The 19,266-nt window shown below is 60.7% G+C and carries 24 protein-coding genes and 1 tRNA gene; 14 read left to right on the top strand and 11 right to left on the bottom strand.

The annotated features are described in order from the left end of the window. The first annotated feature begins 76 nt into the window (after positions 1-76). Both ABW043_RS02965 and ABW043_RS02960 read left to right on the top strand, forming a co-directional pair. A tRNA-Leu gene (locus tag ABW043_RS02965) sits at positions 77-161 on the top strand. A gap of 27 nt (positions 162-188) precedes the next feature. Continuing rightward, positions 189-866 (top strand): spermidine synthase, encoded by a 678-nt coding sequence (locus ABW043_RS02960; protein ID WP_353919748.1) that lies wholly within the window; start codon positions 189-191, stop codon positions 864-866. On the opposite strand, the gene ABW043_RS02955 is transcribed toward ABW043_RS02960, so the two are convergent. The 6 genes from ABW043_RS02955 to ABW043_RS02930 all read right to left on the bottom strand — a co-directional run bounded on the left by ABW043_RS02955 (position 863) and on the right by ABW043_RS02930 (position 5,891). Next, positions 863-1,612, bottom strand: coding sequence for a hypothetical protein (locus tag ABW043_RS02955; RefSeq protein ID WP_353919747.1), 750 nt, complete (start codon positions 1,610-1,612; stop codon positions 863-865). The two genes, ABW043_RS02960 and ABW043_RS02955, sit on opposite strands and share 4 nt — an antisense overlap. Beyond that, the gene (locus ABW043_RS02950) at positions 1,609-2,346 is read right to left on the bottom strand and encodes a hypothetical protein (RefSeq protein WP_353919746.1); all 738 of its coding nucleotides are present in this window, start codon (positions 2,344-2,346) and stop codon (positions 1,609-1,611) included. The genes ABW043_RS02955 and ABW043_RS02950 overlap by 4 nt, the downstream gene beginning before the upstream one ends. Positions 2,347-2,398: 52 nt before the next feature. Then, complete coding sequence (locus ABW043_RS02945) at positions 2,399-3,118, bottom strand: hypothetical protein (RefSeq protein ID WP_353919745.1); 720 nt, start codon at positions 3,116-3,118, stop codon at positions 2,399-2,401. Next, complete coding sequence (locus tag ABW043_RS02940) at positions 3,115-4,473, bottom strand: phage minor head protein (protein ID WP_353919744.1); 1,359 nt, start codon at positions 4,471-4,473, stop codon at positions 3,115-3,117. Before ABW043_RS02940 ends, ABW043_RS02945 begins: the two co-directional genes overlap by 4 nt. Positions 4,474-4,541: 68 nt before the next feature. Beyond that, complete coding sequence (gpt, locus tag ABW043_RS02935) at positions 4,542-5,048, bottom strand: xanthine phosphoribosyltransferase (RefSeq protein ID WP_449396932.1); 507 nt, start codon at positions 5,046-5,048, stop codon at positions 4,542-4,544. A gap of 72 nt (positions 5,049-5,120) precedes the next feature. Then, positions 5,121-5,891, bottom strand: coding sequence for a competence/damage-inducible protein A (locus tag ABW043_RS02930; protein ID WP_295411696.1), 771 nt, complete (start codon positions 5,889-5,891; stop codon positions 5,121-5,123). Positions 5,892-6,013: 122 nt separating this feature from the next. Between ABW043_RS02930 and map the strand changes: the two genes are divergently transcribed. Then, positions 6,014-6,844 (top strand): type I methionyl aminopeptidase, encoded by an 831-nt coding sequence (gene map / locus ABW043_RS02925; protein WP_353919743.1) that lies wholly within the window; start codon positions 6,014-6,016, stop codon positions 6,842-6,844. 35 nt (positions 6,845-6,879) lie between these two features. Beyond that, positions 6,880-7,572 (top strand): RadC family protein, encoded by a 693-nt coding sequence (gene radC, locus ABW043_RS02920; RefSeq protein WP_353919749.1) that lies wholly within the window; start codon positions 6,880-6,882, stop codon positions 7,570-7,572. Here the strand turns inward: radC and ABW043_RS02915 are convergent. The 4 genes from ABW043_RS02915 to ABW043_RS02900 form a co-directional block, all read right to left on the bottom strand. Further along, a complete protein-coding gene (locus tag ABW043_RS02915; protein ID WP_353919742.1) occupies positions 7,564-8,823 on the bottom strand; it encodes a GNAT family N-acetyltransferase in 1,260 nt (419 codons plus the stop codon). The genes radC and ABW043_RS02915 overlap by 9 nt on opposite strands. 118 nt (positions 8,824-8,941) lie before the next feature. Beyond that, entirely contained in the window at positions 8,942-9,679 is a 738-nt protein-coding gene (locus ABW043_RS02910; RefSeq protein ID WP_353919741.1) for a cytochrome c biogenesis CcdA family protein, read from the bottom strand. Between the two features lie 86 nt (positions 9,680-9,765). Next, positions 9,766-11,109 (bottom strand): dGTP triphosphohydrolase, encoded by a 1,344-nt coding sequence (gene dgt / locus ABW043_RS02905; protein ID WP_353919740.1) that lies wholly within the window; start codon positions 11,107-11,109, stop codon positions 9,766-9,768. Positions 11,110-11,190: 81 nt separating this feature from the next. Further along, positions 11,191-11,595 carry an SRPBCC family protein gene (locus ABW043_RS02900; RefSeq protein WP_353919739.1) on the bottom strand — a complete coding sequence of 135 codons (405 nt, stop codon included), beginning with the start codon at positions 11,593-11,595 and terminating at the stop codon, positions 11,191-11,193. A gap of 130 nt (positions 11,596-11,725) precedes the next feature. Between ABW043_RS02900 and rpe the strand changes: the two genes are divergently transcribed. The 5 genes from rpe to ABW043_RS02875 all read left to right on the top strand — a co-directional run bounded on the left by rpe (position 11,726) and on the right by ABW043_RS02875 (position 15,258). Then, positions 11,726-12,406 carry a ribulose-phosphate 3-epimerase gene (rpe, locus tag ABW043_RS02895; RefSeq protein ID WP_353919738.1) on the top strand — a complete coding sequence of 227 codons (681 nt, stop codon included), beginning with the start codon at positions 11,726-11,728 and terminating at the stop codon, positions 12,404-12,406. Between the two features lie 30 nt (positions 12,407-12,436). Then, on the top strand, positions 12,437-13,768 hold the full coding sequence (purB, locus tag ABW043_RS02890; RefSeq protein WP_353919737.1) for an adenylosuccinate lyase: 1,332 nt from the start codon (positions 12,437-12,439) through the stop codon (positions 13,766-13,768). Continuing rightward, on the top strand, positions 13,765-14,316 hold the full coding sequence (locus tag ABW043_RS02885; protein WP_353919736.1) for an RBBP9/YdeN family alpha/beta hydrolase: 552 nt from the start codon (positions 13,765-13,767) through the stop codon (positions 14,314-14,316). The genes purB and ABW043_RS02885 overlap by 4 nt, the downstream gene beginning before the upstream one ends. Continuing rightward, positions 14,313-14,732: a GNAT family N-acetyltransferase gene (locus ABW043_RS02880; protein WP_353919735.1), complete on the top strand. Its 420-nt coding sequence runs from the start codon at positions 14,313-14,315 to the stop codon at positions 14,730-14,732. The genes ABW043_RS02885 and ABW043_RS02880 overlap by 4 nt, the downstream gene beginning before the upstream one ends. 223 nt (positions 14,733-14,955) lie before the next feature. After that, positions 14,956-15,258, top strand: a complete 303-nt coding sequence (locus tag ABW043_RS02875; protein ID WP_353919734.1) for a DUF1344 domain-containing protein — start codon at positions 14,956-14,958, stop codon at positions 15,256-15,258. Positions 15,259-15,314: 56 nt separating this feature from the next. Here the strand turns inward: ABW043_RS02875 and ABW043_RS02870 are convergent, their stop codons facing one another. Then, positions 15,315-15,638 (bottom strand): DUF1476 domain-containing protein, encoded by a 324-nt coding sequence (locus ABW043_RS02870; protein WP_353919733.1) that lies wholly within the window; start codon positions 15,636-15,638, stop codon positions 15,315-15,317. Between the two features lie 229 nt (positions 15,639-15,867). Here ABW043_RS02870 and purC point away from each other — a divergent pair, with 229 nt between their 5' ends. From purC to ABW043_RS02845, 5 genes are all read left to right on the top strand, one after another. Further along, on the top strand, positions 15,868-16,632 hold the full coding sequence (purC, locus tag ABW043_RS02865; protein WP_353919732.1) for a phosphoribosylaminoimidazolesuccinocarboxamide synthase: 765 nt from the start codon (positions 15,868-15,870) through the stop codon (positions 16,630-16,632). A 16-nt stretch (positions 16,633-16,648) separates the two neighbouring features. Then, positions 16,649-16,891 (top strand): phosphoribosylformylglycinamidine synthase subunit PurS, encoded by a 243-nt coding sequence (purS, locus tag ABW043_RS02860; RefSeq protein WP_056307425.1) that lies wholly within the window; start codon positions 16,649-16,651, stop codon positions 16,889-16,891. A 258-nt stretch (positions 16,892-17,149) separates the two neighbouring features. Next, the gene (locus ABW043_RS02855) at positions 17,150-18,223 is read left to right on the top strand and encodes an acyltransferase family protein (RefSeq protein WP_353919731.1); all 1,074 of its coding nucleotides are present in this window, start codon (positions 17,150-17,152) and stop codon (positions 18,221-18,223) included. A gap of 64 nt (positions 18,224-18,287) precedes the next feature. Continuing rightward, the gene (locus tag ABW043_RS02850; protein WP_353919730.1) at positions 18,288-18,812 is read left to right on the top strand and encodes a hypothetical protein; all 525 of its coding nucleotides are present in this window, start codon (positions 18,288-18,290) and stop codon (positions 18,810-18,812) included. Positions 18,813-18,816: 4 nt separating this feature from the next. Further along, positions 18,817-19,248 carry a phosphoribosylformylglycinamidine synthase subunit PurQ gene (locus ABW043_RS02845; protein ID WP_353919729.1) on the top strand — a complete coding sequence of 144 codons (432 nt, stop codon included), beginning with the start codon at positions 18,817-18,819 and terminating at the stop codon, positions 19,246-19,248. Positions 19,249-19,266: the final 18 nt, after the last annotated feature.

Raw genomic sequence — 19,266 nt, 5'->3', positions numbered from 1 at the left:
GTCTCCGGGGTTGAGAATCGTCTGGGCACAATTGTCTTGCGCATCGCCTTGTGACAAACACGGGCCACCGAGCCAAGCGGGCGTGGTGAAACTGGTAGACACAAGGGACTTAAAATCCCTCGGCTAACGCTGTACGGGTTCGATTCCCGTCGCCCGCACCATCCCCCACTGCAAGTTTCGAGACGCTCATGAGACCGTGGATACATCTCGATACGGCAAATGTTCCGGGCGACAAGACGCAGCTCAAACTGATGCAGCGCGGCGACGAATTCTCCATCATGCTCGGCACCAACGAGCTGATGAACAGCCGCCTCAGCGGCTCGGAAGAGGCCCTCGCAACGCTCAGCGCCGAACGCATCGGCGGCAGGGCGAAGGCGCGGGTTCTTATCGGCGGGCTCGGCATGGGTTTTACCCTGCGCGCGGCGCTGGGGTGTTTTGGGGCGGATAGCGAGATTGTCGTGGCGGAACTCGTGCCCGAGATCATCGCCTGGGCGCGCGGTCCGCTGACCCCGGTTTTTGGCACCTGCCTTGATGATCCGCGGGTGAAGATCATCAATGACGATGTCGGCAAGGTGATCGCTGCGGGCAAAGGGGCTTACGACGCCATCCTCCTCGATGTCGACAATGGACCGGATGGGGTGAGCCGGGAGCAGAACGACCGGCTCTATGGGCTGGCGGCGCTGAGGAAATCGTGGGCGGCACTGCGCCCCGGTGGGGTGTTGGCTGTGTGGTCGGCGCATTCAAGCGCGCCGTTCGCCAAGCGGCTGGCTGTTGCGGATTTTGCGGTGGATGAGGTGAAGGTGCGGGCACGCAGCGGCGGCAAGGGCGCGCGACATGTGATTTGGCTGGGCGTGAAGCGGGGTTAGCTCATCTCGACGGGAAACGCCGTCGGCTCCCAGAGATGATCGATCTTGAGTGCCTTTGCCCGCTCGAACTCCCAGGACCGCAGAAGGTCTCCTATGCCGGAGCGGTCCCGGCGTTGCACGAGGTCTCGCAGGGCCCCCAGATGGCGCGCCATTACTCCATCGCTGATGGCCGTTCGTTCAGTATCGCGGGCGATGGCGACGGCACCTTTGGCACGCCACTCTTCCGCTTGCCGTGCGGCCGCAATCGAGCCCCTCTCCCACCAAGCTGCCGCCGCTACTATCTTCTGCTCCGCAGCGTCCAGATCGCTCAGCGCCGAGAGAGCGACAGCATAGTGAAAGGGCCGATGGGGAATGATGCGACTATTTCGTCCATCGGTTTCCACCTCAGCGTCCTTACTAAAGTTGATGTACTGCTCAACCGTATAGACCCGCGAGAAATCGAATTGGAGAACCTCCTCGGTCTTGACCGTCACGTACGAGAGAAAGTTATCTTCGTTGGACCGTTTCAGAGAATACTGCTCATGAATGTCGAACGGCGGGGAGTCGCTCTCAGAATTGCACATGAACATTGCGCCGGCGTACCAGATCGGTCGGCAAAGCTGTTTGTCCCACGACGCATCAAAAAAGATACCCCGCAGGATGTGGTGGACTGGTGGAATGATAAGGTTACGACCGACCAGCACAAGTTCTGGATGCTGCTTCAGGAGCGGCTTCAGCCACCTTCTTACTTCCGCAGCAGTTGTCATGATGGGCTGCCCGCCCCAGCTATTTTGCTCTCGAATGGAAACGGGGAAGGCTCCCAGAAGCGTTCAAGTTCTAAGACCTTGACGGTCATCGCTTCCCATTCGTGCCAGAGCGCCGCGATGGGGGCCGGGTCTTCCTCCGCGAGCATCACGCGGAGGGCATCGAGGTTTCGGAGGTTCTCAAGCCATTGGACCTTGAACCTCTGGCGTTTTTCCCACTGTTTGGAGCCAAGGACCACCGACGGAGGCGTACCGTAGGCATTGGCATCCGCCCAATTCAGGTCGAGGTACTTTTCTACAACAGCGCGGGCTTCAAGGAATCTGCCAAGCGCAGCGTACATTAGTGCCTGGCTCGGGTAGGGCATCCCCACAGAAGCGTTGATGTGCTGCTGGACCGACAGGATATTGTCGAGCGACGTACCCGATACGATTACTTCGCTCGCAGCGCGTTCCATCTCTTTGAGCAACCTAGCCGGCAAAGTCTGGTCTTCCCCGAAAAAGCCGTTCGCCCCGTCGATCTGCCTACCGATCCCAACTAGAAAGTGCGGCGGGGAGAATAGGAACTTGACCCGCCAATAGAGGTCAACATGGCCCTTGTAGTGAGGCGGAGCAAACGAGAAGCCCACCACAAGGTGGCGAACCGGAATCCGAAAAATCTCACGCTTTTCCAAGACAAAATCAGGGTAGTGCTGGAGAAACGCCGAGGCTAACTGGGCGACTTGTGTGGCGGTCGTCATTGGACTCCGATCTGAAGAACAATCACGCGGTCAGGCTGCCTCGGAGGTTCGGCTATTTTCTCTCGAATGGAAATGGCGAAGGTTGCCACCATCGCTCCACCTTGCGGGCCTTTGTCGACAACCCTTCCCACCTATGGAGGACCTCGCCGATCGCGGCGGGCTCGCGAAGTCTCAGCGGCACGAGCAGCTCCTCAAGGTGCTTCAGTCTTTCCTCAAGCTGGTCGCACTCGGCAGTCATTCTTTGCCAGCGCTTGCTCCCGGTCCGGAAGAACTCCGGCATTTGACGGCGTCTACCGTCAATCATGGTTCGATCAAGCGAGACGGCTTCCGCCAGAATCACTTCAGCCTCCGCAAATCGGCCCAAGGCGGCAAGAAGAATTGCCTTCGTTTGTGGACGAATCCCGGAACCGAAGATGGGCACCCACGGATAGTCGAGAATTCCCTGAATGGAACCGACCTTGTCGAGTATATCTGTCGTAGTACGTTCAAGTTCCGCGAGGAGCCGAGTGGGGTAGCTTGCGTCATCAACGTTACCCGCCGCGCTATCGATAAGGCCGCCAATTCCACCGTCAAACCAAGGGGGCGGGCCGAACCGAATTGCGGCAAACCAGTTTGGGCGGGTGGTTGTCACCGATGACGTTCTATCCATGACAAATCCGGTCATTACGTGCCTTATGGGCAAACGTATCAATTCCCGCCGCTGGAACACGAAGTCTTCGTTCCTCGCTAGAAACGGCTGTACAAAGAGCTTTACGTCGGCGGCAGAGGTCATTCGAACGGTCGCACCTCCATTATATAGACCTGCACGCCTATTGGTAGCTTGCTCAAAATTTCCAGAATTCTCGTAGGAGTTAGTCCAGCCGTACCCGCCTTTATGTCCATAACACAATATAGATTGGGACGAACCTTTTCCACCACATCAAGACGGCTGGTTCCGGCCTGTGCATATACGGGACCACCAAATTCTGTACTGTCTCGGCCCGCCATTACTGTTAGCTCCGAGTAGATGTTTGCATATTTGGCCGGAAGCGCCGCCTTTAGCGCCTGAACTCGCAGGTGAACCAAGGTGTGAATTCTGGTGCCCCATTCAGATGGCCGCATGGATGTGCGCTGGGGCAGCATCAGCGCTCCGGCTTCGTTGGTCCACGCCTGAACTTCTGGCAACGATTGACATATCTGTGCAGCCTGCTGCTGCGTCAGCGCCTCCTGAGTGACGCCAATACTGCTGCCTGCGTTTGTGCCGGTCCAGATCTTAAAAGCCAAGACCGAGAGATCGCCACCACCGACGCCCATGGGTCCCGGCGCCGCCGTTGCCATGTTGTAGATGGCGGTCGCCCCACGCATCATGATCGCAAAAGGCGACGTCGCCGATTGGAGCAGTGATGATTCACCCGGGAAGCTAGGAGGCTCCGCCAAGGGCATCGGCGTTGGGCCCGACGCCGGAGGAACTAGGAGTTCGCGGGTCAGAGTGCCTCTGAGCCAAGCAACACTTGCAAGAACTTGTCCGTCTCGACCCGCGAAAGCTTCACGGGCCTCGCCGCTCCGAATGTACCGATAGAACGTATCGCCTGGCATCGCGGCGTGCTGCGAGACGCTCTGACCGGCAAAGGTGGAGCCGATGGTCGTGCCATCACTCATCACCACGCTTGAGGCGGCTACGCTCCCATCCGGTCGCGTCAGCGTCTCGATGCTGGCCCAAAGCTCCGACGGGTCGTTGGAAACGTGTCGTTCGGAAATAAGTTGGAGAAAGGCGTCCGGGATTGCCGGGTTGCCATAGTACGGCTCTGCCCAGCAGCGGCAGTTGGGCGTGGTGCCGGGGTGTCCTTCTGATGGAGCGTTGGTCCAGGCGAAGACCTGCCCCTCAAGGGCAGCGTGCGTGTGGCGGACGCGATCGTCGCCAGCTGTGCGCCAGGTGTAGTGGTTGGTCGGACGACCGTCCGGGAGGGCCTTGATGGAGAGGCCGGCGCAAAGGTCGAGGAATTTTTGGTCGTCGGCTGCGGTCTCGGCGAGCCGCTGCATATCGTCGGGCACCACGCCGTGCCGGAAATAGGCGTCAAACGCCTTGCGCTCGATCAGCTGCGCGAGCTTGGCTCGCTTCTCTTCCAGCTTCTTCGAAAGTCCAACCATATCCCACCCCCGCTTTGATGCGGAGGCAGGGTCTCATGGCCGGTTGGGGCGGGGATAAGCGGGATAGATCAGTCGGTGCCGCCGGAGATGGGGGCGACGTAGGCGACGTCGAGGTCCCAGGGGAAGAAAATCCAGGTGTCCTGGCTAACTTCGGTAATAAAAGTGTCGACCAGTTCGCGGCCCTTGGGCTTGGCGTAGACGGTGGCGAAGTGGGCGCCGGGGAGCATTTCGCGGACGACGCGGGCGGTGTTGCCGGTGTCCACGAGGTCATCCACGATAAGGATCTTGCCGCCGTTCTTGACGATGTCGAGGACGGGCTGGCTGATTTCCTTGAGAACCTTGATGCCGCTCTGATTCTGGTGGTCGTAGCTTTTTACTGCGACGGTTTCGACCGTGCGGATATTGAGTTCGCGGGCGACGATGGCGGCCGGAACGAGGCCACCGCGGGCGATGGCGACTACGGCGTCAAAGGTGCCCATGCCGGCGAGGCGCCAGGCGAGCGCGCGGCTATCGCGGTGAAACTGGTCCCAGGTGACGGGAAACGACTTCTGGTTGGGATTGCTCAACGCATTGATCTCCGGAGGGGCGGCGGGCGCCAAAAATTCGGTTTGGGCACCGTCCTTATCAAAGGACGGGCCCGACGCCAATCATTCCCCGTCGGGAGGCGCGATTCCGGCCTTGGCGTGGGCCGCAGCGACCATGGCGCGGACCTTTTCCCCAGCCTCGGCCAAGAGGGCCTCGTCGGAAGAACGCAGGACCAGCTCAGTCATGACGCGATCCTTCCCCATCTGGGGATAGGAACCCATCTTCACGTCGGGATATTCGTTCTGCAGCGCGCCGAGCGGGCCGCCGAGCGTGCCTTCGCCAACGGCAGCTTTCACCGTGATGGACTGTACCTTCTTGCTGCCCTTGAGCGTGGGCGTCAGGGCTTCGAGCATGGCGCGCATGATGACGGGTACGCCGGCCATGACATGCACATTGCCGATGCGAAAGCCGGGGGCAGCGCTGACGGAATTGACGATCAAATCGGCGCCTTCGGGAATGCGAGCCATGCGCAGGCGCGCTTCGTTGACCTCGGTGCCGGTTTCCTTCCAGCGCGCTTCGAGCATCGCGCGGGCCTGGGCATTGATCGGCAGGGCGACGCCAAAGGCCTTGGCGATGGCGTCGGCGGTGATGTCGTCATGCGTCGGGCCAATGCCGCCGGTCGTGAACACATAGGTGTAGCGCTGGCGGAGGGCGTTGACGGCCTCCACGATCGACTCTTCGACGTCACTGACGACGCGCACTTCGGTGAGATCGATGCCGAGATCGGTACAGAAATCGGCGACGGCGCCGATATTCACGTCCTTGGTCCGGCCGGAAAGGATTTCGTCGCCGATTACCAGAAGGCCGGCGGTCACACGAGTTTGGGTCGACATGGATTTTTCCGCTTCAGTGAGCACTAGGAGCAATGCCCCTGCCTTTGCCTCCCGTCAAGCTGGAGGCCCTTTCAATCAGACGTGCAACTGACTAGGTTTGTTCCATTCCCTCGGAGTCCTCAATGGTTACCTACGTCGACGCTTCAGCCAAATCTCGCCGTACCCCCGGTGTCATCCCGCTTCATGGCGAGGAAGGCTTTGCGGGCATGCGCAAGGCAGGAGCGCTGACTGCGCAGGCGCTCGATATTCTCACCGAGTATGTCGAGCCGGGCGTTGCGACGGCAAAGCTGGACCAGATTGCCTATGAGTTTGCCCGCGACAATGGCGCGGTGCCGGCGACGCTGTTCTACAAGGGGTATCGACACTCGGTCTGTACCTCGATCAATCACGTGGTCTGCCACGGCATCCCCGACGAACGCGGGCTGCGCGAGGGCGATATCGTCAATGTCGACCTGACGCTGATCGTTGACGGCTGGTATGGCGACTCGAGCCGGATGTATCCGGTGGGTGAAATTTCGCGAAAGGCCGAGCGGCTCATCGAAGTGACCTATGCGAGCCTTGAAGCGGGGCTGGCGGCGGCGAAGCCGGGCAATACGACAGGCGATATCGGCGCGGCCATTCAGGCTGTGGCGGAAGGCGAGCGCATGAGCGTGGTGCGCGATTTTGTCGGGCATGGCGTGGGGCGGCTGTTTCATGACGAGCCCAATATTCTGCATTTCGGGACGCCGGGAACGGGCGTGCCGCTCAAGCCGGGCATGATTTTCACGATCGAGCCGATGATCAATCTCGGCAAGCCGCACGTCAAAATCCTGTCGGATGGCTGGACGGCCGTCACGCGCGACCGGACGCTGTCGTCGCAGTGCGAACACTCGATCGGCATTACCGAAACTGGCCACGAGATTTTCACGCTCTCGCCCGGCGGCCTCTTCAATCCACTCGCAACACGGAAGTAGTCTTGAGCGACAAGCCCGAGAGCAGAGCCGGCGGCATGGCGGAAGCGCCGATGAAGCCGCATTATCTTGGGCATCGCGAGCGGGCGCGTGAACGGTTCAATACCGTGGGCGGCAATGCGCTTGCCGACTATGAACTGCTCGAATTGCTGTTGCACATGATCCTGCCGCAGAAGGACACCAAGGCGCTGGCCAAGGACCTGCTGGCGCGGTTCGGGTCGATTTCCGAGGTGCTCGGGGCGTCCCCTGCCCGGCTGGCCGAGGTCAAGGGGCTTGGCGATACGTCCATTACCCATCTCAAGGTGGTGCAGGCCGTGGCGCAGCGCTTTGGGCGTGACCAGATCGACGTTGAAAAGCCGATCCTGTCGTCTTGGTCCGAACTGATCGACTACTGCCGCAGCGCCATGGCCTATGAGAGCGTCGAGCAGTTTCGCATTCTGTTTCTCGACAAGAAGAACCGGCTGATTGCCGACGAGGTGCAACAGGTCGGTACGGTCGATCATACGCCGGTCTATCCGCGCGAGGTGATCCGGCGGACGCTGGAGCTGTCGGCTTCGGCGCTGATCCTCGTGCACAACCATCCGTCGGGCGATCCATCGCCTTCGGCAGCCGACGTGCGGATGACGAGGGAAATCGCGGAGATTTCCAAGCAGATGGGGATCACGCTCCACGATCACATCATCATCGGGCGCGCCGGGCACGCCTCGATGCGGGGGCTGAAACTAATCTGACGGCTGCTGCTGTTGCTGCTGGCGGCCAGAGAGTTTGTCGGTGAACTGGCGGAAGTGGCGCAGCGCTGACTTCACCCGCGGGCTGGCCTTGGCCTGGGCGCGTAGTTTCTGGAACTGCTGATGGAGGCCGACAGACAGCCGGCCTTTCAGCGTGAGGCCGATATAGTGCTGGCGGAGCGGGGTCTGCACATTGCACCAGTGGCGCTTTTCGTCGGTGAAGCCGGAGCCCATGTCGAACATGGCAAAACCGGAATCGAAGACCGTCTGCATGACGCGCAGCAGGCATTGCTTGCCCGGCGAACCCACCTGAATGGCTGGATCGTCGCTCATTGAGGAGATGAGGCAGAACATGCGGTTACCGTGGACCACATTGTAGCGCACGGCGACAATCTCGCCATTGAGGCGCAGAACGTGGAGGCGGATGTCGAGGCCCGAGCCGGGCTGCATGGCCTTGTGGTAAAACTCGACAAGGTTGTCGCAGACGAAGGTGTCCCGGATGCCCTGCGTCCGGAAACGGGCCGAGCGCTGCCGGAACATGACGTCGATGGCCTCTTTGCCGGCCACCGGATCGGTAACCAGCTCAAAATCGATATCACCGAGCGCGGCGAGACGATCGCCCTGCTGCCGGTCGTGCTTTCGACGGCTGCGGCTACGCTGGAGCTTGTCGGCTTCCTCCCAGGAGGAGAATTCAGAACGATAGAGGGTGTCCACCGCTAGAGGACTGCCCAGCTCATCGAAAAGACCACCGAAACCGGTGATCTCGCCCGGAATGGCGCGGAGATAGACGGCATCGGCATCGCCGAGCTGACCGATCATGGTTTGCCAGAGCTGCGCCCGACCTTCGGGACCGAGCGAAGCCAGCTTGCGATAGTCGGAAATCGGCGCGTAGCAGCCGACTTGGGAGCGCGGGAACCAGGTGTAGACGGTGATGCCAAGCTGGCGGCGGCGATGCAGCGGCAGCAGGGCCACCGGCTCGCCATCGACTTCGCCGATGACAAAGCACTGATCCGCGGGCGCTATGCCGCGATCGCCGATCCATAGGCGGATGAAATCGAAACTTTGCCCGGGCGACTCGACAAGGTCGGATGTCAGCGCGCGCCATACGGCCTCGACCTCACCGATATCGTGGGTGCAACGGGCGGTCATTGTGCCATCAGCACGCGCAAACACGCCAGCCGGAAGAACGGCCGCTTCGCCGTTTTCGGCGAGTGCGCGCAATAGTGGCTGGTTGCCCAGGTTGGCCGTGTCCATCTTCCCCGTCCAAATGACGCCGACAGTCTTGGCGCAATGGAGTAAATCGGGGCTGAAGATCACGCAGAAATTGTTCTCGGACCTGCGGAAAGTTTTCGAGGGTTAACGAAACCCTGCCTCAGCCGAAGTTTGCAAGAACAGGGAAGGTTTCGAGGAACCAGAAGGAAATGCGGGTGAAGTTGCCGGTGAGGAACAGAATGCCGGTGACAACGAGCAGGCCGCCCATGACCTTTTCCACCGTGTGCAGATGGCGCTTGAAGGACTGGAAGAAGGTGAGGAACGGGCCAATGGCAATGCCGGCGAGGAAAAACGGGATGCCAAGGCCGAGCGAATAAAGCCCGAGGAGCGAAGCACCTTCCCAGGCGGTTTCGCGGCTGGCAGCGACGGACAGGATGGCCGCGAGCACGGGGCCGATGCAGGGTGTCCAGCCGATGGCGAAGGCTAGACCGAGAAGGAAGCCGCCGAGCGGGCCGGAGGCGACGCCCGGGCCATTGTGGCGCATCTGCCGGTCGAGGAAGCCGATGCGGTAGACCCCAAGGAAATGCAGGCCCATGGCGATGATGATGACGCCGGCAACGGGGGTCATGATCGGCAGGAGCTGACGGAAAACCTGACCAAAGGCGGTCGCCGTCGCGCCGAGCGCCACGAAGACCACCGAAAAACCGAGGATGAAGAAGAGCGAGGTGATCGCGACCTTGAAGGTCAGCTTGCCCGCGCCAGTGTCGGCTTCAGCGCGCAACTGGTCGAAACTGGCGCCACTCATATAGGTGAGATACGGCGGCACAAGCGGCAGGACGCAGGGGCTGAGAAAGCTCAGAATGCCTGCACCGATGATCAATGGCAGAGAGAATTCCACGGCGACGCTCCGAAGTCCGGCACCTGTGTAGCGCCACGACGGCATAAAGCAATTGGCCTTGCCGTCGCATCGCAGGGATGTGAGCGCTAGTGGCCTGAAAGCATTTTGGAAATGCGCAGGGCATAACGATCGGTCATGCCCGAGGTGTAGTCGGCCAGCGAATGCAGCGCTTCGGCGGGTGTGCTCAGGTTGCGCAGGTCGAGATCGAGAGCGCGCACCAGTTGTTGCGATCGCGAGCCAATGCGATCAGCCTTCCAATCCACCGCGGCAAGATCCTCAAAGACCGGCAAAATACCGGACATGACGTTGTAGATGATGCGGCGGCCGGAGACTTCGAGTTCGGTTTTGCGGCGCGCGGTGAAGATGTGGTCGGACGAGAGCTGGCGCATGTTCTTGAAGATGGGCGCCATTTCGCCCGTCTCGGTGAGCGCGCCAGAAAAAGTGCCGGCCATGATCTCGGCATAGTGGGCCTTGAAGGCCTCGACGCAGTTGTCGATGGCCTTGCCGATGGCCATGGCGCGGAGCATGGCGACATGCTCGGCTTGATTGCGATCACCAGCGGTCGCGTCGCGCGGCTTGGCGGCGTCGACGAGAATTTCGACGACCTTTTCATAGGGCAGTTCGCCCGTGGTGAAGGCGTCTTCGATGTCGACGATGTTGTAGCAGATATCGTCGGCCGCCTCGACGACGAAGACCAATGGGTGACGGCGCCACCATTTTTCGTTCCCGATCTGCTCTTCTGGCAGACCAAGGGAAGCAGCAACGTCTTCGAAGAGCGCGGTTTCGCCGCTAAAGACGCCGAACTTCTTGAGGCCTACATAGCTGGCATCGCCGGAAGCCTTGACCGCAGCGCGGGTCTTGGCAGTCACGGGATATTTCATGAAGGCGCCGAGCGTCGCCTTTGAGAGGCGCATGCCGCCGTCATTGCGGTACATTTCTAGCCGCGTCAGGATGCGGAAACCCTGCGCGTTGCCCTCGAAGGCCGTGAATTCAGGACGCAGTTGATCGTCGAGATCGCAGGCAAGGCCCCTGCCCCCCGCAAACTGTTCGGCGAACCAGGCGCCCATGGCGTCTTCACCGGAGTGACCAAAGGGCGGATTGCCGATGTCGTGGGCGACACAGGCGGCCTGCACGATATTGGCAAGGCTATGTTCGTCGCCGGGGTTGATATGCCCCTGCTCGGCCAGCCAATGGCCGATGCGCATGGCGATCGACCGACCGACGCTGCTGACCTCGATGGAGTGGATCAGGCGGTGATGGACATGGTCATGCTCGTAGAGCGGCTGGACCTGCGTCTTGTTGGCAAGGCGGCGGAATGGCTCCGAGAAGATGATGCGGTCGTGGTCCTGCACGAAAATCGACCGGCTGACCTGGGGGACGTACTTTTTGTCGCCCAGACGCTCTTCGGAAAGAAGGCGGTTCCATTCCATGGCAGGTCCTCATGCACAGGCTTTGGAGGATATGAACTGCCTGACATGACAGAGTCCCGCGGCGCTCTGCCTTTTCAACAGCTATGCGGCCCTCTCCAGAATGGTTTTGAGGGTTTCCAGGTCCTTCCGCACCGCGGCGGCATCGCGCTGGTATTCCTCCTCAGTCATGCTGTTCTCCTGCAATAGGAGGAAACTCACCTCGGCGCCGTCGCCATTGGGCATGACGCGCAGCGCGACATGGACGATGCGGCCGTCTACGTGAACGTCGTGGTCGAACACGCCATATGGATTTCTGGCCGTGAAGGTGATGCGGATGGGATTTCCGCTGGGATCGTGAGCGATCCATTCGAGGCCCGAGCCGTCAAAGCCATTGCCGAGGCCCGCGGCCCATTGGACCATATTGGCCGGCTCGGCTGCGAAATCGTAGACCTCTTGCCACGGGCGATTGATGGTGACGGCAAGTGTCGAGCTGCGATAGGTCGCCATGTCTGCTCCTCGGTTTTGCTTGGGCTAGTCTATGGTCCGGTTTCAGCCATGCCAACCAAAGGCTAGGCTTGCCCCGGCGAGCGGGCCGCCCTATAGCCAAATCATCGCCTGGAAATGAGGTGCCTCCTTCATGTCGACCCGTCCGCTGCGCATCGCCCCATCGATTCTTTCCGCTGATTTTTCGCGGCTGGGAGACGAGGTTTCGGCAATTGTCGCGGGCGGCGCGGACTACATCCATATCGACGTGATGGACGGGCATTTCGTGCCCAATATCAGCTTCGGCGCGCCGATCATGAAGTCGATCCGCGGCGTGACGGACAAGGTGTTCGACTGCCACCTGATGATCGCGCCAACCGATGCCTATCTCGCTGATTTCGCCCATGGCGGCGCGGATATCATCACCGTCCACGCCGAGGCCGGTCCGCATCTTCATCGCTCTCTGCAGGCCATTCGCGGCCTCGGCAAGAGGGCCGGCGTGGCGCTCAATCCGGCGACGCCGGTTTCGGCGATCCAGCATGTGATCGACGATGTCGACCTCGTGTTGATCATGAGCGTCAATCCCGGCTTTGGTGGCCAGAGTTTTATTCCCGAGTCGATCAGCAAGATCCGCCAGGCCAAGGCGCTGATCGGCGGACGCGATATCGATCTCGAGGTCGATGGCGGCGTGAGCGCCGAGAACGCGCGGGCCGTTGTCGATGCCGGGGCCAACGTGCTCGTGGCTGGTTCTGCCGTCTATGGCGGCAATGATCCCAAAACCTATGCCGGCCGCATTGCGGCCATTCGTGACGCGGCCACCGGCCGTATCGCCTGACTCCACTTTTGAACTGCCGAGGCTAAGCCCATGATTCCGCGCTATTCCCGTCCCGAAATGGTTGCCAACTGGTCGGCCGAAACCCGCTTCGCCATCTGGTTCGAAATCGAGGCCCATGCCACGAGCAAGCTCGCTGAACTCGGCGTCGTGCCCAAGGAAAGCGCCGATAAGATCTGGGACGTCATGAACGCCCGCAAGGCGGAAAAGGGCGACTACGGCTTTGACGTCGAGCGCATCGACGAGATCGAACGCACGACCAAGCACGACGTTATCGCCTTCCTGACGCACCTCTCGGAAATCGTTGGGCCCGATGCCCGCTTCGTGCACCAGGGCATGACCTCGTCGGACATCCTCGACACCACGCTCTCTGTGCAGATGAAGCGCGCGGCCGATATTCTGCTCGCCGATATCGACGCCCTGCTCGCTGCGCTGAAGCGCCGGGCCATGGAGCACAAGAACACGATCACCATCGGCCGCAGCCATGGCATCCATGCCGAGCCGACGACGTTTGGCGTCAAGCTGGCCGAAGCCTATGCGGAGTTTACCCGCAACCGTGCTCGCCTTGCGGCGGCCCGCGACGAGATCGCGACGGCCGCGATCTCCGGCGCCATTGGCACCTTTGCCAATATCGATCCGCAGGTGGAAGAATACGTCGCAGAAAAGCTTGGGCTTTCGGTCGAGCCGGTGTCCACCCAGGTTATCCCGCGTGATCGCCATGCCATGTTCTTTGCAACGCTCGGCGTGATCGCTTCGTCGATCGAGCGCGTCGCAGTGGAAATCCGCCACCTGCAGCGCACCGAAGTGCTGGAAGCCGAAGAATATTTCTCGCCGGGCCAGAAGGGCTCGTCGGCCATGCCACACAAGCGTAACCCCGTGCTTACCGAAAATCTCACCGGCCTCGCCCGCCTCGTGCGCGGTATGGTGGTGCCGGCACTGGAAAACGTGGCCCTCTGGCACGAGCGCGATATCTCGCACTCGTCGGTTGAACGCATGATCGGGCCGGATGCCACCATAACGCTGGACTTTGCGCTGGCGCGCCTGACTGGCGTGATCGACAAGCTCGTCGTCTATCCGGAAAACATGCGCAAGAATCTGGATCTGCTTGGCGGTCTCCACAATTCGCAGCGCGTGCTGTTGGCTCTGACCCAGGCTGGTTACAGCCGCGAGGATTCGTACTCGGCCGTACAGCGCAATGCCATGAAGGTCTGGGAGCACCGGGGCGACCGCACCGGCCTCTTTGCCCAGAACCTCAAGGCCGATCCCGATGTGACCCTGAGCGATGCGCAGATCGACGACATGTTTGACGACGCTTACCACCTCAAGCATGTCGACACGATTTTTGGTCGGGTCTTCGGCGCATGAGGATTGCTGATACCGACATCCTGATCCTGCCGGGTCTTGGCAATGCCGGGCCAGGCCACTGGCAAACGCGCTGGGCCGAAAAGATGTCCACAGCCGCCATCGTCGAACAGGCGGAGTGGGACGAGCCCGATCCGGAAGACTGGATCGACACCATCATCGAGGCCGTCAAGCTGGCCAAGCGGCCGGTTGTGCTGGTGGCGCACTCGCTTGCCTGTATCGCACTGGTGCAGGCAGCGCCGCGATTCCCCGAAGGGGCGGTGAAGGGTGCGCTGCTGGTTTCGCCCCCTGACGTCGAGCTCAATCCGGATGTGCCGGAAGAAGCAAAGTGCTTTGGGCCGGTATCACGCGATCCCCTGCCCTTTCCCTCGCTGCTGGTGATTTCCTCGACTGATCCATTCTGTTCGCTGGAGCGCGCGGCAGACTATGCCGCGGCCTGGGGTTCGGATTTTCATCAGGCGGGCGATGCAGGACACATCAACGTCTATTCCGGGCACGGCCCCTGGCCTGAGGGCCTCATGATGTTTACGCGGTTGATGCAGCGGCTATGACCGACGCCTATTCTCTCGTGGCCGAGATACCGGCCGTGGACGACTATCTGCGCCTGCGCGTTGTTGCGGGGCTGAGCCCCAAGACGCGCGAAGGCGCCAGCATTGGCCTGCCCAATAGCTGGTTCGCCGTCACCGTAGTGTTCGAGGGCAAGGCCATTGGCATGGGTCGGGTTATCGGCGATGGCGGTACGGCCTTCCAGATCGTCGATATTGCCGTTGAGCCCGCCCACCAGGGCCAGGGATTGGGCAAGCGCATCATGGCGGCACTGATGGACAAGCTGAACAACGACGCCCCGGCCGGCGCCTATGTCAGCCTTATTGCCGACGGCGATGCGAAGCATCTCTACGCCAAATATGGCTTCGAGCCGGTCATGCCTGCCTCGATTGGCATGGCCACACGCGTAACCAGAGGCTGACGCCACACCTTGGGCGGGCACGCCGGGAATCCGCCAAAATTCCGCCTAAGTCGCTGAAATTCAGACGGAAAAGTGCTCGTCGGAATTAAATCTTCTTAACTTGAGAAGGCAGCCGAGCGGACCTACACCACTCCCCGCTGGTTTGGAAACGCCGGTGGATGACGAAGGCATTCACGACGCGACGGCTCCAGAAAACCGGCAAAGAGATCGCATGGAGAACATCATGCGTAAGTTCGTCACTCCCCTCCTCATTGCCCTTGTTGCTGTTGCACCCGGCGCCGCTTTTGCGGCCACGACTGCAATGCCCGCGGCCAAACCCGCGGTGACCTCGCAGGCCGACCAGTCCATTTCGGGTACGGTCAAGGCGTTCGACCTCAAGGCCCATACCCTGACCTTGGCAGACGGGAAGATTTACCAGTTGCCGGCGACCTTCAAGGACCCGGGCCTCAAGGCCGGCGAGAAGGTAACGGTGCACTGGAAGATGAACGGGAGCGCCTATCAGGCGACCGGCGTCACCATCGGCTAGACAAAAAAAGGGAGCCGACAAAGCCGGCTCCCTCCGATTCTCAACTATCGGGCAGATCAGCCTTCAGTGGCGATCTGCTCATTGGCGACGGCAACCAGGGTCGCCATCTTCTGACGAATCACATCGTCGCCAATGGAAATGCCCTTGGCCTTGAGATCGCCGGAGACCTTGCGGAACACGTCTTCGTCGCCCGCTTCCTCGAAATCGGCAGCAACCACTTCGGCCGCATAGGCCTTGGCTTCGTCGCCCGAAAGGCTCATCAGCTCAGCCGCCCAGATGCCGAGCAGCTTGTTGCGGCGTGCTTCGGCCTTGAATTTCTTCTCAGAATCGAAAGCAAACTTGGCTTCCTGGCCCTTCTGACGATCGTCGAACCCGCTCATGGTCTCTCCCATATGGCTTGCCTGCCGGTCGCCCGGCCGTTCCCCACCGACATAGGCGGTTGAGCTAAGCAAATCAACGGGAAGAGACGGGATGCGACCTTGTGTGGCGGTTACCACAGTCAGGCGGCAACGCGGACTGGCCCGACACGAAAGAGCTTGCAATTCCGTGCCATTCTGGCGCATGAAGCGCGCCTAAACGGTGCACTTTTTCACGGCAGCGGAAACCCCCATGAATCGTCGACGTAAAATCTATGAGGGCAAGGGCAAGATCCTTTTTGAGGGTCCGGAACCTGGCACTCTGGTCCAGTATTTCAAGGACGACACCACGGCCGGCAACGGCGCTCGTCATGAAATCATCGACGGCAAGGGCGTGTTGAACAACCGAATCTCCGAATTCGTGTTCACCAAGCTCAACACCATGGGCATCCCGACCCACTTCCTGCGCCGCCTCAACATGCGCGAGCAGTTGATCAAGGAAGTCGAGATCATCCCGCTTGAAGTGGTCGTGCGCAATTATGCCGCTGGCTCGCTTTGCAAGCGCCTCGGCCTCGAGCCCGGCACGCAGTTGCCCCGCTCGATCATCGAATTCTATTACAAGGACGACGCGCTCAACGATCCGATGGTTTCGGAAGAGCACATCACGGCCTTCGGCTGGGCCACCCCGGCCGAGCTCGACGACATCATGAGCCTTGCCATCCGCGTCAACGACTTCCTGACCGGGTTGTTCATGGGCGTCGGCATCCAGCTCATCGACTTCAAGATCGAATGTGGCCGCCTCTATGAAGGCGACCTGATGCGCATTGTGCTGGCTGACGAAATCAGCCCGGACAACTGCCGCCTGTGGGACATCAAGACCCGCAACAAGATGGACAAGGATCGCTTCCGCGAAAACCTCGGCGGTCTCGTCGAAAGCTACCGCGAAGTGGCCCAGCGCCTCGGCATCCTCGTTGAAAACGACAATGCGCTGACCACCGGTCCGCGTCTCGTTCAGTAATTTTCGGGAAGACACCATGAAAGCGCGCGTTACCGTCACGCTCAAGGCTGGCGTTCTCGATCCCCAGGGCCAGGCCATCGAAGGCTCCCTGGCTTCCCTCGGCTTTGGCGGCGTCAAGGGCGTCCGCCAGGGCAAGGTTTTTGATCTCGTTCTCGACGGCACCGATGTGGAAGCCGCGCGGACACAGTTGACCGGCATGTGCGAAAAGCTGCTGGCCAATACTGTGATCGAAAATTACCAGATCGAAATCTCTAATTAACGCTTAATTGCGATAACTGATGACGCGCCGGGCTTGGCGTAGGACTGTATGCACATGCGTAAGACCCAGATTGCTCTCTCAGTAATGTTTTTCGCCTCGCTTGGCCTGCTCTTTGCAGCCTATGCCTCTGTGCCGGTCTGACCGGCCTTAGGGCATTTCTTACCACTGCGACAATTGTCTAGAAGCTGACTGCTTGCTTTAACCGGCTGGTGTCAGGCTTTTGCTACCGTGCGCTCAAAATCGCATGGGAGCGCGACAATGGAAGTGGCCAAGCAAAGACTTGATTGGGTTGATATGGCCAAGGGCCTGTCGATCTTTCTCGTCGTCATCATGTATTGCGCATCGAGCGTGGGCGAGGATACCGGCCAGACCGGTTTCCTGCACTGGACCATCGCCTTTGCCATGCCCTTCCGCATGCCCGAATTCTTCCTGATCTCGGGGCTGTTCCTGAGCCAGGTCATCGACCGGCCATGGCGCGCCTATGCCGACCGGCGCATCGTCCACTACTTTTACTTCTACGCGCTCTGGGCGGTGATCCACATCGTCTTCAAGGTGGCGCTTGTCGGCCGCGATCCCGTCGGTGCTCTGAGCTATCTCGCCTGGGCGGTCGTCGAGCCCTATGGCGTTCTGTGGTTCATCTACATGCTTGGCGTCTTCGGCCTCGTCAGCAAACTGCTGCACCAGTTCAAGGTGCCGCATTGGGCGGCGCTGCTCGTTGGCGCGGTGCTGCAGATAGCGGCGGTTCATACCGGCAGCTATCTCATCGACCAGTTCTGCGCGTACTTCGTCTATTTCTATGCCGGCTATGTCTTCGCGCCGCAGATCTTCCGGATTGCGGATTGGTCGGCCAGCCATATCGGCGCGGCTCTCGGAGTGCTCGCGGCATGGGCCGTGGTCAACGCCGTCCTCGTCTTCACGCCGGGCTTCCGTCTTGATCCCGTGCATATTCAGATGGGCTGGGGCGCCCTGCCCGGCGTTCATTTGCTGGCCGCGCTGGCCGGTGCAGTGGCGATCTGTATCGCTTCGGCCCTGTTTGTTCGCCTTCCCTGGATGAACTGGCTGCGCTGGATGGGCACCAAATCGCTGGTGGTCTATGTCGCCTTCGTCCTGCCCATGGGCATTGCGCGCACGCTGCTGCTGGCTCTCGGTGTCGAAGAGCCCAACCTCGTCAGCCTCATCATCATGGTCATCGCCATCGGCTCGCCGCTGGTGCTGTGGTGGATCACGGAAAAGGTTGGCTTCGGCAAGTTCCTGTTTGAGCGTCCGGCCTGGGCCCATATCCCGGGCACGACGGGCTCATCGAAGTCACAACAGCCGGTCGCAGCCGAATAGGTCACGAAGCGGTCAAAACCGTTGATTACGTCGGCAAGGCAACCGAACAGACGGAGCCTTGCCGATGCGACACCGCCTCTTTGCCTGCCTTACGCTTTCTGCCGCGCTCCTGGCAGTCCCGGCCGCCTACGCCGATTTTCTCGCACCGAGCTTTGAATCCCTGACCATCGAGGGTGTCGCGCCACCTGACTGGATTGCCGGGCCCCGTGATGGTGGTTTCATCGGCATGTGCACAACTTGCGCCGGAGGCACCATGTTGCTCGAAGTGAAGGTGCACGACGATGACGGCACCGGTGAGCGCGTCCGTTCAGGCGAGACGACGGCCGAGCGCTACACCGAAATCGGCAAGGCCAATGCCCAGCAAATGGGTGGCGAATCGGACTATTTCGGCACCAAGCGGATCGACTTCAGCTCTGCCGTCGGCTTCAAGACAAGGGCCCGGACAGCCACCGGTGACTTCTCCGCTACCTATCAGTTGTGGAGTGATGGCAAGCAATTGCTGATCAGGGTTTACGGCAAGGACCAAAGCATGGTGGACAACGTCGCAGAGAAAGCCTATTCCGCCGCTGCACCACAGACCTTCAGGTGATCTGATGAAAGCTGCCGTCCTCGTGTTCCCCGGCCTCAATCGCGACCGCGACATGATCGCGGCGCTGACAAAGATCGGCGGCGTGGCGCCGGCCGTCGTTTGGCATCAAGATGCCGACATCCCGGATGTCGACCTGATCGTCATTCCCGGCGGATTTTCCTACGGCGATTATTTGCGCTGCGGCGCCATCGCGGCGCGCTCGCCGATGATGGACAAGGTCCGCGAACGCGCCGCCAAGGGCACGAAGGTTCTCGGCGTCTGCAACGGCTTCCAGATCCTGATCGAAGCTGGCTTGCTGCCGGGCGCCCCTGATGCGCAACACCTCGCTCAAATTCGTCTGCCGCGAAGTGAAGCTCGAGGTCACCAATACCGACAACGCGTTCACCGGTGGCTATGCCAAGGGCCAGATCATCCGCTGCCCCGTTGCCCATCATGACGGCAACTATTTTGCCGA

This window comes from Devosia sp. (assembly GCF_040509215.1).
Lineage (GTDB): Bacteria > Pseudomonadota > Alphaproteobacteria > Rhizobiales > Devosiaceae > Devosia.
Note: the sequence above shows the minus strand (reverse complement) of the source record. Positions and strands in the feature narration are given on the sequence as shown.